The sequence below is a fragment of the Rubrivivax sp. JA1055 genome, assembly GCF_020966565.1.
Taxonomy (GTDB): domain Bacteria; phylum Pseudomonadota; class Gammaproteobacteria; order Burkholderiales; family Burkholderiaceae_C; genus Rubrivivax; species Rubrivivax benzoatilyticus.
Map to the genome: position 1 here is coordinate 62098 of NZ_JAJKFP010000002.1, position 12745 is coordinate 74842.

The following is a 12745-nucleotide window of genomic DNA, read 5'->3' on the forward strand; positions in this document are numbered from 1 at the left end:
TACTCCAGGAGGGATCGCGGCATTCTAGGAGCCGCCTCCCGCCGCTGCCGCCGCCCGCACGGACGGCCCTGCGCCGTTCAGCCGATGACCGGCTGGCCGCCGAGGCCGTCGGGGTCGGGCAGGTTCAGGCCGAGCAGGTCGTCGGTCTGCTGCGACTGCCGGACCTTGGTCGCCGCCTCGGCCGTGGCCTGCTGCTGCGCGGCCGCGGCCTCGGCATCGCGGCGCTCGTCGCGGGCCGGATCGTCGGTCTGGGTCTCGGCGCTGCTGCGGGGCTGCTGCACCTGGGCGGGTGACGGCGCGGCGGTCACCGCGTACTGCAGGTCGCCACCGGCACCCACCTCGACGAACTTCACCTGCGCGACGGTGGCGTAGTAGTTCAGCGCCTCGCGCACGCGCTGGCGGTCCGACGCGCTGCGCGACTGCTGCTGCTCGACGCTGGCCGACGCCGCCGGCACCTCGTTGAAGCTGTAGGTGACGGTGCGCATCACCGCCTGGCTGCTGGAGGCCAGCGCCTGGTCGACCGTCGCGTCGCCGGTCTGGCGGTGTTCGCGCAGCCGCACACGCACCGAGCCGCTGCCGGTGTCGACTTCCGAGACCGGCGTCACCGAACGCACCGACACGCCGGCGTCTTTCAACGTCGTCGTGCTCCGGTCGATCTGCGAAAGCGGTCCCATGTCGGGCCTATCGGCAGAAAAACGCGGTGCTTTAGGCTCTGTTTCGGCTTTAAGCCTAGGGAAAACCCTGATCCAGGCCGGATTTCGTGTCAGGTCACCGCTTGGCGCCGGTTGAACTCGGGCCGGCGCCACTCGCCACGCTCCAGCACCTCGGCCAGCTGCACCGCGGCGTCGAAGGCGTCGACGTGGCGCAGGTACAGCGGCGTGAAGCCGAAACGCAGGATGTCGGGCGCGCGGAAGTCGCCGATGACGCCGCGCGCGATCAGCGCCTGCACCGTGGCGTAGGCCAGCGCCGGCTCGTCGCGCGCCGCCAGGCAGACCTGGCTGCCGCGTTCGGCGTCGGCCTCGGGCGAGACCTGCACCAGCTGCGGGCAGCGCGCACGCACCTCGTCGGCGAACAGCCGCGTCAGCGCCAGCGACTTGGCACGCAGCGCCGCCATGCCGCCGAGGGGCTCGGCGGCGAGCACGGTGTCGACGCCGCACTCCAGCGCCGCCAGCGCCAGGATCGCCGGCGTGCCGCAGAGGTAGCGTGCGATGCCCGGCGCCGGGCGGTAGCCGGGCGTGAACTCGAACGGCGCCGCGTGTCCCATCCAGCCCGACAGCGGCTGGGCGAAGCGGCCGGCGTGGCGGCGGTGGGCCCAGACGAAGGCCGGCGCGCCGGGGCCGCCGTTGAGGAACTTGTAGCCGCAGCCCACGGCGAAGTCAGGAGACTTCGACGTCCTCCAGTCCACGAAGTCGGCCTCGCCGGCGTTCAGCTCCACCGGCACCGCGCCGGCACTGTGCGCCAGGTCCCAGACGGCCAGCGCGCCGGCGGCATGTGCGGCGCGGGTCAGCGCCGCCATGTCGTGCAAACGCCCGGTGCGGTAGTTCACGTGGGTCAGCATCAGCACGGCGCAGCGCTCGTCCAGCGCCGCCGGGATCGCCTCGGGCGTGTCGACCAGCACCAGCTCGAACCCACGCTCGGCGGCCAGCGACTCGGCGATGTAGAGGTCGGTCGGGAAGTTGCTGCGCTCGCTGACGATGCGCGTGCGCTGCGGCGCGTCGGCGCGCACGATGGCCAGCGCCGCAGCCAGCACCTTGTACAGGTTGACCGAGGTCGAGTCGGCGGCCACCAGCTCGCCCGGCGCGGCGCCTACCAGGCGCGCGATCTTGTCGCCGACACGCTGCGGCAGCGTGATCCAGCCGGCCTGGTTCCAGCTGCCGATGAGCCCGCTGCCCCATTCGCCGGTGACGACCTCGGCGACCCGCGCCGGCGTCGCCTTCGGCAGCACGCCCAGCGAGTTGCCGTCGAGGTAGATCGTGCCGGGCGGCAGCGCGAACAGCTCGCGCAGCGGGGCCAGCGGGTCGTGGGCGTCCAGCGCCAGGGCGTCGTCTCGGGTCATGGCAGTTCTCGGAGGATGGCGCGCACCGGCGAGGCGTCGGCGGCGACCAGTTTGAGGGGCAGGGCGATCAGCTCGTAGTCGCCTTCGGGCACGGCATCGAGCACGAGGTTCTCGAGCACGCGCAGGCCGCGCCGGCGCAGCACCTGGTGCGCGTCCAGCGTCTTGCTGTCGGCCGGGTCGACGCTGGCGCTGTCGATGCCGACCAGGCGCACGCCGAGGTCGGCCAGGCGCTCCAGCGCCTCGGGCTCGAAACCGGCGAGCGCCGGGTCCCAGGCGTCGGGCGCACGCGCGTAGGTGCGCACCAGCACGCGTGGCGGCAGCTTGTCGAGCGCGTGCTGCAGCTGCGCCCAGCGCACCACGGGTGCGGCGCCGATGGCGTGGATCACGCGGCAGCGGCCGAGGTAGGGCTCGAGGTCGAGCAGCCCGACCGGCGTGCCGGCGTCGTCGTAGTGCAGCGGCGCGTCGGCGTGTGCGCCGGTGTGCGGCGACAAGGTGATCGTCTGCAGGTTGACCGGGCAGCCCGGGCCGATGCGTGCCACCCACTCGGCGTGGAAGCGCGCGTCGCCGGGGAAGACGGGGCTGCCGGGTTGCAGCGGTGGCGAGAGGTCCCAGATCCGCGGTGCGTGCATCGTCTTCAGGGGTTCAGCGGCGCCAGCCCGTGGCGGCGGCGCGCGGCGTCGCAGGCGTCGTCACCGATGCCGAGGTTGGCGCGCGCGCCGAACTCGCGGCAGGGCGAGGGCCGCCATTCGTGGATCGCGCAGGAGGCCTGCACGCCGACGCTGCCGACCAGCGCCGCGCAGCGCGGCGGCGTGCGGTCGGTGCCGCGCATGCGGCACAGGCGCGAGGTGATCTCCTCGGCCAGCGTCTCGGGCACCATGCCGCCGGCACCGCCCCATTCGTCGCGGTCGAAGTCGACGCGCCAGCTCGCGCAGCAGGCGCCGCAGGTCAGGCAGGGGTTCAAACGCGCACCACCGTCACGGTGCAGTCGGCCCGCGCGACGACCTGCGAGCTGACGCTGCCCAGGTAGCGCCGCAGCGCGCCGGCGCCGCGCGCGCCCATCACGATGTGGTCGACCTGGTTGCGCTCGGCGAAATCGAGCAGCGCGGCGGCGGCGTCGGGCGCCTCGAGCACGTGGAAGGTCAGGCGGCCGTCGTCGAGCTCGACCTGGCGCGACAGCGGCCGCGCCCAGTGCTTCAGGCCGACGAGCTGCTTGACGTGGCGGCTCTGGCCGTCGGCGTCGACGAGGTCGTCCAGGCCGATGCGCGCGACACGCATCACGCCGACGCAGGCCAGGCGCGCGCCGGGTTCGGTGACGAGGATGCGGCGCACGGCGTCCTGCATCTTCTCCAGCAGCTCGGGCGTGGCGTGGTCGATGTCGACCGCGGCGACGACGATCGGGCTCTTGGCCACCTGGCTGGCCGCGCCGAGGCGCGCCGTCGGCCTGGACTCGGCACCGAGCGCGAAGAACCAGCGTTTGAAGACCTTGACCGCGCCGCTCTGGCGGCTGCGGGCGGCACGTGCGGTCAGCGTCACCTGGCCGGGGTTCTGCAGGTCCAGCGCGAGCTGCGCGGCACTCTGGTAGCGGCGTTCGGGGCGCACCTCCAGGCACTTCAGGATGACCTCCTGCAGCCAGGGCGGGCAGTCGGGGCGCAGCGCACGCGGCGGCACCGGGTCGACGTAGAGCCGCTTGCGCAGCCCGCGCACGCTCTCCGGCGAGCCGAACGGGCGCTGGCCGGTGGTGAAGTGGTAGAGCATGACGCCGAGCGCGAACAGGTCGCTGCGCGGGTCGCTGCGCACGAACTGCACCTGCTCGGGCGACATGTACGGCGCGGTGCCCATCGGCAGCGCGAACTCCTCTTCGAGCAGGTCGGGCAGCTTGTCGTGGCGCGACAGGCCGAAGTCCACGAGCACCGCGGTGCCGTCCGGGCGCAGCAGGATGTTGCTCGGCTTGACGTCCAGGTGCACCAGGTGCTGGCGGTGCAGGTCGTGCAGCGCGGTGGCGACACGCGAGCCGATCTCGATGATCTCGTCGACCGGCAGCGGCGCCTCGTCGAGCCGGGCGCGCAGCGAGGGCCCGTCGATGCGCTCCATCACCAGGTAGGCGGCGTGCGTGAAGTCGCCGCGCGCGACGTACTTCGGCACGTGAGGGCCGGCGAGCGCCGGCAGGATCATCTGCTCGACCTCGAAGCCGACGATCGACGCCGGGTCCTCGCCGCCCTTGATGCGCGGCACCTTCATGATCAGCGGCATCGTCTCGGCCACCGGCTCGCCGTTGGCGTCGACACGCACCACGCGCCACAGGTGCGCCATGCCGCCCTGGTGCAGGCGCTCCTCGAGGCGGAAGCCGTCGATGACCTGGCCGGCCGCGAGCGCCGCCGGTGCAACGCGCGCCGGCCTATTGCCCATCGGCCAGGCGGTCGGCGAGACGCTGCGGCAGCTCGGCGGCGCGGATCTTCGCGCCGGCGGTCTCGGTGTCGTAGGGCACGCGCCAGTAGGTCAGCTCGGCGCTGGCGTCGTCGAAGGTGGCGTAGCAGGCCGCCGGGTCGCCGTCGCGCGGCTGGCCGGCCGAGCCGGGGATGACCAGCCACTGGCGCGGCGGCAGCAGCGGGATCGGCATGCCGGCCGTCGGCGTGAAGTCGCCGGCCTTGCCGACCGTCGACAGGTGGTACAGCTGGGGCTCGTGCATGTGGCCGCAGAAGGTGATGCGTGCGGCCGTCGAGCCCATGCTGCGCACGGCCTCGCTGCGGCCCTGGATGTAGCCCCATTCGGCCGGTGCCCAGGCGTTGGCGTGCACGAACAGCAGCTCGCCTTCGCGGCGCTCCAGCGGCAGCGAGGCCAGGAAGTCGATCTGATCGACGCCCAGCTGCTGGCGGGTCCATTCGACGACATAGCGCGGGTCGGGCCGCATCGTCGGCGACGGGCCGCGCACCACCGCCTGGTCGTGGTTGCCCATCACCGCGACGGCGCCGGCGCGCACCAGCTCGCGCACCCGGTCGACGACCCAGGCCGGGTCGGCACCGTAGCCGACGAAGTCGCCGAGCAGCGCGTAGCGCTCGACGTCCTGGCCGGCGGCGTGCGCGAGCACGGCTTCCACCGCTTCGCGGTTGGCGTGCAGGTCGGTCAGGATCGCGTACTTCATCGGGCGGTGGCGGATCGTGCCCGCGCCGGCTGACAGCCGGCTGGCCGCGCGCGGGGACCGACGATCATCCCCTGCGGCGCGGCTCTTGCGCAACCGGGAAACGCCGCGGGCGGCACCCGCGGCCGAGGGTCAGGCGTCGACCAGCTCGGGGTTCCAGGCGTGCACGCTCTGCTGCTGCTCGCCGAGGCCGGCGACGCCCAGGCGCATCGTGTCGCCGGGCTGCAGGAAACGCGGCGGCTTCATGCCCATGCCGACGCCCGGCGGCGTGCCGGTGCTGATCAGGTCGCCGGGGTACAGCGTCATGATGCGGCTCAGGTAGGCGATCAGCTTCGCGACGCCGAAGACCATCGTGCGCGTGTTGCCGGCCTGCACACGCTGGCCGTTCAGGTCCAGCCAGAGGTCCAGCGCCTGCGGGTCGGCGATCTCGTCGGCGGTGACCAGCCAGGGGCCGACCGGGCCGAAGGTGTCGCAGCCCTTGCCCTTGTCCCAGGTGCCGCCGCGTTCGAGCTGCAGCGCACGTTCGGAGACGTCGTTGACGACGCAGTAGCCGGCGACGTGCGCCAGCGCGTCGGCCTCGTCGACGCAGCGCGCGGTGCTGCCGATGACGACACCGAGCTCGACTTCCCAGTCGCCCTTGGTGGCGTCGATCGGCAGCACGACCGGGTGCTCGGCGCCGACTGCGGCGCTGGTCGGCTTCATGAAGACCACCGGCTCGGCCGGGATCGGCATGCCCGCCTCGGCGGCGTGGTCGGCGTAGTTCAGGCCGATGCAGATGAACTTGCCCATGCCGGCCCAGGGCACGCCCAGGCGCTGCTGCGGCACCTCGGGCAGCGTGGCCAGGTCGATGCCGCGCAGCCGCTGCAGCGAGGCCGGCGTCAGCACGGCCGGCGTGATGTCGACGAGCAGGGAGGAGAGATCTCGCACCCGGCCGTCGGCATCCAGCGCGGCGGGGCGTTCATGGCCCTTGGGGCCGTGTCGCAGCAGTTTCATCGGAGGACGCGGATGCCACCACCGGCGAGGGGTGGCCGCCGGCAGCCGCACCCGATGGGGCGGTGATGCGGACGACTGTAGCGGTTTGGTCGAAAAGCGGGTTACGGCCCGGTTTCAGCCCCGCGCGTGCACTCAGCCTCGGCCGACGAACGGCATCTTGGTCGCCATCACGGTGCTGAACAGCACGTTGGCCGACAGCGGCAGGCGGGCCATCGCGATGAAGGTCTGGACCACCGCGTCCATCGCCATGCGCGGCTCGGCGCGCAGGCTGCCGTCGGCCTGCATCACGCCGCGCGCCATGCGCTCGGTCATGTCGGTCTCGACGTTGCCGATGTCGATCTGGCCGACGGCGATGTCGAAGGCGCGGCCGTCGAGTGCTGCGGCGCGTGTCAGCCCGGTGATGGCGTGTTTGGTCGCGGTGTAGGCGATCGAGCCCGGCCGCGGCGCGTGCGCCGAGATCGAGCCGTTGTTGATGATGCGCCCGCCCATCGGCTGCTGGCTGCGCATCAGCGCGAAGGCCGCGGCCAGGCAGTAGAAGGCGCCGTTGAGGTTGACGTCGACGGCCTGGCGCCAGGCGCCGGCGCCGAGCTCGTCGGGTGTCGCCGTCGGCGGGAACGCGCCGGCGTTGTTGAACAGCAGGTCCAGCCGGCCGTGGCGCGTGCGCACCGTGTCGAACAGCGCCGCGACCGAGGCTTCGTCGGCGACGTCGCAGGCCACGGCCTGGGCGCGTGCGGCGTGTTCGCCGGTCGCGGCGATCGCCGCTTCGAGGCGGTCGAGCCGGCGGCCGGCGTAGACGACCTGCCAGCCGTCGGCCAGCAGCGCCGCCGCGCAGGCCTGGCCGATGCCGCTGCCGGCGCCGGTGACGAGCGCGATGCGGTCCATGGGTAACCTCCTGTCGGGCTGGGGTGCCGGCGATTGTGGCGGCCGCGGGACCACAATGGGGCATGGCCATCTTCACGAAGACCGTTCTCTACACCGACACCGACGGCCGCGCGCGCTTTCGCGACGAGCCCGTCGAGCTGAGCGAAGGCACGCCCGCGGCGCGGCTGTCGCCGCTGCTGCCGGCTGCCGGCGTGCAGCTGCGCGAGAGTCCGGTGGGCTTTGCCAGCACGTTCCACTGCACGACGACGCCGCAATGGCTGGTCGTGCTGCGCGGGGCGATGGAGATCGGCCTGCAGGACGGCACGTCGCGGGTCTTCGGTCCCGGCGAGCACTTCTATTCGGCCGACGTGCTGCCCGAAGGCGCCACGTTCGACCCCGCGCTGCACGGTCACCGCAGCCGCCAGGTCGGCGACGAGCCGCTGGTGACGATGTTCGTGCGCGGCTAGCCGCCGCGCCCGAGACGCCGGCCGCCGCGCCGGCCAGACCCACGAGGAGAAAGACGCATGCAAGTCCAGGTCAACACCGACAACCACGTTCAGAACGACGACACGCTCACCGCCTGGGCCGAGCGCGAGATCAAGGCCAAGCTGGAGCGTTTCGGCGACATCGTCACGCGGGTCGAGGTGCACCTTGCCGACGTCAACGCCTCGCGCGCCGGCGACGCCGACAAGCGCTGCACGCTCGAGGCACGCCTGGCCGGCCGCCAGCCGGTGGCCGCCAGCCACGACGCGCAGCGGGTTGCCGACGCCTTCACCGGCGCGCTGGACAAGCTGCTGCGGGTCGTCGACTCGACGCTCGGCAAGGCGCGCGACCAGCACGCCCGCGACTCGATCCGCGGCGGCTGATTGAAGGGGTCAGGTCTTACGAGACCTGACCCCGGACCGGCGCGACCCCGCGCCCTGAGGCCTGATGGGGTCAGGTCTTGCGAGACCTGACCCCGGACCGGCGGCGTCTCAGCCGATCCGGCCGAGCAGAAGGTACTCCATCAGTGCCTTCTGCACGTGCATTCGATTCTCGGCTTCGTCCCAGACGACGGACTGCGGCCCGTCGATGACCTCGGCGCTGACCTCCTCGCCGCGGTGCGCCGGCAGGCAGTGCATGAACAGCGCGTCGGGCTGGGCGACGGCCATCATGCCGGCGTCGACGCACCAGTCGGCGAAGGCCGTGCGGCGGGCCTCGTTCTCGGCTTCGTAGCCCATGCTCGTCCAGACGTCGGTCGTCACCAGGTGCGCGCCGCGGCAGGCTTCGCGCGGGTCGGCGAAGACCTTGTAGCAGCCGCTGTCGCGGATGCCGGCCAGCGCCGGGTCGACCTCGTAGCCGCCGGGCGTGCTGACGTGCACCGTGAAGCCCAGGATCTCGGCCGCCTGCAGCCAGGTGTTGGCCATGTTGTTGCCGTCGCCGACCCAGGCCACGACCTTGCCTTCGATCGAGCCGCGGTGCTCGATGTAGGTGAAGAGGTCGGCCAGGATCTGGCACGGGTGGAACTCGTTGGTCAGCCCGTTGATGACCGGCACGCGCGAGTGCGCTGCGAAGCGCTCGATCTTGGCCTGCTCGAAGGTGCGGATCATCACGATGTCGACCATGCGGCTGATGACGCGCGCGCTGTCCTCGATCGGCTCGGCGCGGCCGAGCTGGCTGTCGCCGGTTGTCAGGTGCACGACCGAGCCGCCCATCTGGTACATGCCGGCCTCGAAGCTGACGCGGGTGCGCGTGCTGGCCTTCTCGAAGATCATCGCCAGCGTGCGGTCGACCAGCGGCTGGTACTTCTCGTAGTTCTTGAAGCGCGTCTTGATGATGCGCGCGCGCTCGAACAGGTAGGCGTACTCCTCGGCGCGGAGGTCCTTGAACTGGAGGTAGTGCTTCATCAGCGAGTAACCCGGTTTCATGCTTCGGACAGGAAGGCCTGGACCAGCGGGGCGAGGCGGGCGACGATCTCGTGCACCTCGTCGGCGGTGACGATCAGCGGCGGCAGCAGCCGGATCACGCGGTCGGCGGTGACGCTGATCAGCAGTCCGGCCTCCGCCGCGCGGCCGATCAGCACGCCGCACGGACGGTCGAGCTCGATGCCCAGCATCAGGCCCTGGCCGCGGAACTCGACGACGCCGGCGGTGCCCGCCAGCGCACGCTGGAGTTCGGCGCGCAGCAACTCGCCCATCGCGTGGGCGTTCGCCAGCAGGCCGTCCTCTTCCATGATGCGCAGCGTCTCGACGCCGGCGCGCATCGCCAGCGGGTTGCCGCCGAAGGTCGTGCCGTGGTTGCCCGGGCCCAGCACGGTGGCCGCACGCGGGCCGGCGACGACGGCGCCGATCGGCACGCCCGAGCCCAGGCCCTTGGCCAGCGGCATCACGTCGGGGCGGATGCCGGCCCACTGGTGCGCGAACCACCGGCCGGTGCGGCCGATGCCGCACTGCACCTCGTCGAGCATCAGCAGCCAGTCGCGTTCGTCGCAGATCCGGCGCAGGCCCTGCAGGTACTCGCTGCGCGCCGGGTTGATGCCGCCTTCGCCCTGGATGGTCTCGAGGAACACGGCGACGACGTTCGGGTTGGTGCGCGCGACCTCTTCGACGCCGGCCAGATCGTTCAGCGGCACGCGCACGAAACCGTCGACCAGCGGGCCGAAGCCGGCCTGCACCTTCGGGTTGCCGGTGGCTGACAGCGTGGCGATCGAGCGGCCGTGGAAGGCGCGCTCGTAGACGATGATCTCGGGCCGTTCGATGCCCTTGTCGTGGCCGAACTTGCGCGCGATCTTCAGCGCCGCCTCGTTGGCTTCCAGCCCCGAGTTGCAGAAGAACGCGACGTCCAGGCCCGACAGCTCGCACAGCTTCGCGGCCAGCGTCTCCTGCAGCGGCACCTGGTAGTAGTTGGACGTGTGGATCAGCCGGCCGACCTGCTCCTGCAGCGCCGATACCAGCAACGGGTGCGCATGGCCCAGCGTGTTGACGGCGATGCCGGCCAGCGCGTCGAGGTATTCGCGGCCCTCGGTGTCCCAGACTCGGCAGCCTCGCCCGTGCGACAGCGCGACGGGCAGTCGCCCGTAGGTGTTCATCACGTGCGGCATCGGCGCGGAGGGGGCAGGGGCAGCGGTCATCGAGGTTCCTTGTCGCTCCAGAAGGCGAAAACGAAGACCGGCGCCAGGACTTCGACGCAGTTGCGCGAGGTCGGGCGCCGGTCGGGCGTTCGATTCTAAGGGGCGCCCCGGGGTGCCGATTCCGGGGCTGGCGGCGTAAGCCGATCGCAAGAGTCGGCGAGCGAATGCGGGCACAATCTTGCGTTGCCGATGACGCAGATCCAAACGAAGACGCCGCGCAGGCTGTATATCCGGGGGCTCACGACCGCCGGTCGCACCTTCCGCCCGAGCGACTGGGCCGAACGACTGGCCGGCGCGATGTCCAGTTTCCGCCCGCGCGGCAGCGCGATCGGCGCCCACATCGGCTACTCCCCGTACTGCGTTCCGCGCCTCGTCGACGGCGTCAAGTGCGTCTTCGTCAGCGAGGCGCTGAAGGACATCGAGCCGATGGCCTGGGACTTCGTGATGAACTTCGCGCGCGACAACGAGCTGCAGGTCGTCGACTGCGAGCCGGGCGCGGCGGCGGGCTGAAGGCGTCGGCGCTGTTCTCGCCGCGCCAAAACAAAAGGGCCTGCTTGCGCAGGCCCTTCGTTCAACACCCGAGAAACCGTCTTAGGCGGCGAGCGCCAGCGCCTTGACCTTGGCGGCCAGGCGGCTCTTCAGGCGGGCAGCCTTGTTCTTGTGGAAGATGCCCTTGTCGGCGACCGAGTCGATGACGCTCTGCGCGGACTTGAAGGTGTCGGTGGCGACGGTCTTGTCACCGGCGACGACGGCCTTCTGCACGTTCTTCACGACGGTGCGAAAACGCGAACGCAGCGACGAGTTGTGCGCGTTGAGCTTGACGTCCTGACGGGCGCGCTTGCGGCCCGAAGCGAGGCGGACGGTCTTCTTCTTGGCTTTGGACGAGGTGGCCATGCGGTTCTTTGGCGGTTCGGGTGGTGCAAAGACCGTCGAGTATAGCACTCCTTCGGCCTGTCCGCCAGCCCGGTGCTTGCGCTGCCTATAATGCGGGCCGACCCGGCTTCGGGCCTTCGCGCCCCATCGTCGTCCCCCGTGAACCTTCTCCGGGCCGCCTCCACCGTCTCGCTGCTGACGCTCGCCTCGCGCGTCACCGGCCTCGTGCGCGACCAGCTGATCGCCGGCTTCTTCGGCGCCAGCGCCGCGACCGACGCGTTCAACGTCGCCTTCCGCATCCCCAACCTGTTCCGCCGGCTGTTCGCCGAAGGCGCGTTCTCGCAGGCCTTCGTGCCGCTGCTGGCGGCCACGCGGGAGAAGGAGGGCGACGCGGCGACGCACGCGCTGATCGACTCGGTGGCCACCGTGCTCGCCTGGGTGCTGCTGGCGACCTGCGTGCTGGGCGTCGCCGGCGCGCCGATCCTGGTCTGGCTCATGGCTTCGGGGCTCGAGCGCCTGGACCTCGCGGTGCTGATGACACGCTGGATGTTCCCCTACATCGGCTTCATGTCGATGGTGGCGCTGGCCGCCGGCATCCTGAACACCTGGAAGCGTTTCGCGGTGCCGGCGATGACGCCGGTGCTGCTGAACCTGTCGGTCATCGCCGCGGCGGCGCTGCTGGCGCCGCGCATGGCGGGCTGGGGCCTGGAGCCGGTGCTCGCGCTGGCTGGCGGCGTCGCGCTCGGCGGCGTGCTGCAGGCGGCGGTGCAGGTCCCGGCGCTGCGCCGGCTGGGGCTGATGCCGCGCATCGGGCTGACGCCGGCGCGGCTGCGTGCGGCCTGGCGCCACCCCGGCGTGCGCCGCGTGCTGACGCTGATGGGGCCGGCGCTGCTGGGCGTGTCGGTGGCGCAGATCTCGCTGGTCATCAACACCCAGATCGCCTCGCACGTCGGGGTCGGCGCGGTGTCCTGGCTGACCTACGCCGACCGGCTGATGGAGTTCCCGACGGCGCTGCTGGGCGTGGCGCTGGGCGTCGTGCTGCTACCGCAGCTGGCGGCGGCCAAGGGGCGCGAGGACGCCCAGGCCTATTCGGACATGCTCGACTGGGGTTTGCGGCTGGTGGTGATGCTGGCGCTGCCCTGCGCGATCGCGCTGATCGTCTTCCCGAAGGCGCTGGTCGCGGTGCTGTTCCACTACGGCGCCTTCGACGCGCGCGACGTGTCGCAGACCGTGCATGCGCTGATGGGCTACGGCGTCGGCCTGATGGGGCTGGTGGCCATCAAGGTGCTGGCGCCGGGCTTCTACGCCCGCCAGGACACGCGCACGCCGGTGAAGATCGCGGTGCTGGTGCTCGTCTGCACGCAGCTGATGAACGCGCTGTTCGTGCCGCTGATCGGCCACGCCGGGCTGGCGCTGTCGATCGGCCTGGGCGCGCTGCTCAACGCCGGGCTGCTGCTCTTCGGGCTGCTGAGGAAGGGCGTCTACACGCCGCGGCCGGGCTGGGGCGGCTTCGCGCTGCGCGTCGGCCTGGCCTGTGCCGCGCTCGGTGCGGCGCTGGTCTGGGCGGCGCGCACGATCGACTGGATCGGCCTGCAGTCGCACTACGGCCAGCGCGCCGGCTGGATGGCGCTGGTGCTGGCCTCGGTGGCCGCGGGCTACTTCGCGCTGCTGGCCGCTTCCGGGCTGAAGCTGCGGCAGTTCGTGCGCCGTGGCTGAC

The 12745-nt window shown here is 71.8% G+C and carries 15 protein-coding genes; 4 read left to right on the plus strand and 11 right to left on the minus strand.

The genetic code is table 11. The features are described from left to right. Nucleotides 1-77: 77 nt before the first annotated feature. The 8 genes from LOC65_RS03370 to LOC65_RS03405 all read right to left on the minus strand — a co-directional run bounded on the left by LOC65_RS03370 (nucleotide 78) and on the right by LOC65_RS03405 (nucleotide 7067). Nucleotides 78-674 (minus strand): hypothetical protein, encoded by a 597-nt coding sequence (locus LOC65_RS03370; RefSeq protein WP_230246639.1) that lies wholly within the window; start codon nucleotides 672-674, stop codon nucleotides 78-80. A gap of 89 nt (nucleotides 675-763) precedes the next feature. After that, nucleotides 764-2056, minus strand: coding sequence for a kynureninase (kynU, locus tag LOC65_RS03375; protein ID WP_230246640.1), 1293 nt, complete (start codon nucleotides 2054-2056; stop codon nucleotides 764-766). Beyond that, a complete protein-coding gene (kynB, locus tag LOC65_RS03380; RefSeq protein ID WP_230246641.1) occupies nucleotides 2053-2685 on the minus strand; it encodes an arylformamidase in 633 nt (210 codons plus the stop codon). Before kynB ends, kynU begins: the two co-directional genes overlap by 4 nt. Nucleotides 2686-2690: 5 nt before the next feature. Then, complete coding sequence (locus LOC65_RS03385) at nucleotides 2691-3017, minus strand: YkgJ family cysteine cluster protein (protein WP_009857375.1); 327 nt, start codon at nucleotides 3015-3017, stop codon at nucleotides 2691-2693. Then, entirely contained in the window at nucleotides 3014-4462 is a 1449-nt protein-coding gene (locus tag LOC65_RS03390; protein ID WP_230246642.1) for a bifunctional serine/threonine-protein kinase/universal stress protein, read from the minus strand. The genes LOC65_RS03385 and LOC65_RS03390 overlap by 4 nt, the downstream gene beginning before the upstream one ends. Beyond that, on the minus strand, nucleotides 4452-5195 hold the full coding sequence (locus tag LOC65_RS03395) for a metallophosphoesterase (protein ID WP_009857373.1): 744 nt from the start codon (nucleotides 5193-5195) through the stop codon (nucleotides 4452-4454). Before LOC65_RS03395 ends, LOC65_RS03390 begins: the two co-directional genes overlap by 11 nt. Nucleotides 5196-5324: 129 nt before the next feature. Then, nucleotides 5325-6185, minus strand: coding sequence for a fumarylacetoacetate hydrolase family protein (locus tag LOC65_RS03400; protein ID WP_230246643.1), 861 nt, complete (start codon nucleotides 6183-6185; stop codon nucleotides 5325-5327). A 132-nt stretch (nucleotides 6186-6317) separates the two neighbouring features. Further along, entirely contained in the window at nucleotides 6318-7067 is a 750-nt protein-coding gene (locus LOC65_RS03405) for an SDR family oxidoreductase (RefSeq protein ID WP_009857371.1), read from the minus strand. Between the two features lie 62 nt (nucleotides 7068-7129). Here LOC65_RS03405 and LOC65_RS03410 point away from each other — a divergent pair, with 62 nt between their 5' ends. Together LOC65_RS03410 and LOC65_RS03415 are read left to right on the plus strand one after the other, a co-directional pair. Next, nucleotides 7130-7513: a hypothetical protein gene (locus LOC65_RS03410; protein WP_009857370.1), complete on the plus strand. Its 384-nt coding sequence runs from the start codon at nucleotides 7130-7132 to the stop codon at nucleotides 7511-7513. Nucleotides 7514-7570: 57 nt separating this feature from the next. After that, on the plus strand, nucleotides 7571-7912 hold the full coding sequence (locus LOC65_RS03415; RefSeq protein WP_009857369.1) for an HPF/RaiA family ribosome-associated protein: 342 nt from the start codon (nucleotides 7571-7573) through the stop codon (nucleotides 7910-7912). 108 nt (nucleotides 7913-8020) lie between these two features. Here the strand turns inward: LOC65_RS03415 and argF are convergent, their stop codons facing one another. Further along, nucleotides 8021-8953, minus strand: coding sequence for an ornithine carbamoyltransferase (gene argF, locus LOC65_RS03420; protein ID WP_230246644.1), 933 nt, complete (start codon nucleotides 8951-8953; stop codon nucleotides 8021-8023). Beyond that, the gene (locus LOC65_RS03425) at nucleotides 8950-10155 is read right to left on the minus strand and encodes an aspartate aminotransferase family protein (RefSeq protein ID WP_230246645.1); all 1206 of its coding nucleotides are present in this window, start codon (nucleotides 10153-10155) and stop codon (nucleotides 8950-8952) included. Before LOC65_RS03425 ends, argF begins: the two co-directional genes overlap by 4 nt. A 189-nt stretch (nucleotides 10156-10344) precedes the next feature. Between LOC65_RS03425 and LOC65_RS03430 the strand changes: the two genes are divergently transcribed. Further along, nucleotides 10345-10665 carry a DUF3579 domain-containing protein gene (locus LOC65_RS03430; RefSeq protein ID WP_009857366.1) on the plus strand — a complete coding sequence of 107 codons (321 nt, stop codon included), beginning with the start codon at nucleotides 10345-10347 and terminating at the stop codon, nucleotides 10663-10665. Between the two features lie 81 nt (nucleotides 10666-10746). On the opposite strand, the gene rpsT is transcribed toward LOC65_RS03430, so the two are convergent. Continuing rightward, a complete protein-coding gene (gene rpsT / locus LOC65_RS03435) occupies nucleotides 10747-11049 on the minus strand; it encodes a 30S ribosomal protein S20 (RefSeq protein WP_009857365.1) in 303 nt (100 codons plus the stop codon). A 138-nt stretch (nucleotides 11050-11187) separates the two neighbouring features. On the opposite strand from rpsT, the gene murJ reads away from it, so the two are divergent. Next, on the plus strand, nucleotides 11188-12744 hold the full coding sequence (gene murJ / locus LOC65_RS03440; protein ID WP_230246646.1) for a murein biosynthesis integral membrane protein MurJ: 1557 nt from the start codon (nucleotides 11188-11190) through the stop codon (nucleotides 12742-12744). Nucleotide 12745: the final 1 nt, after the last annotated feature.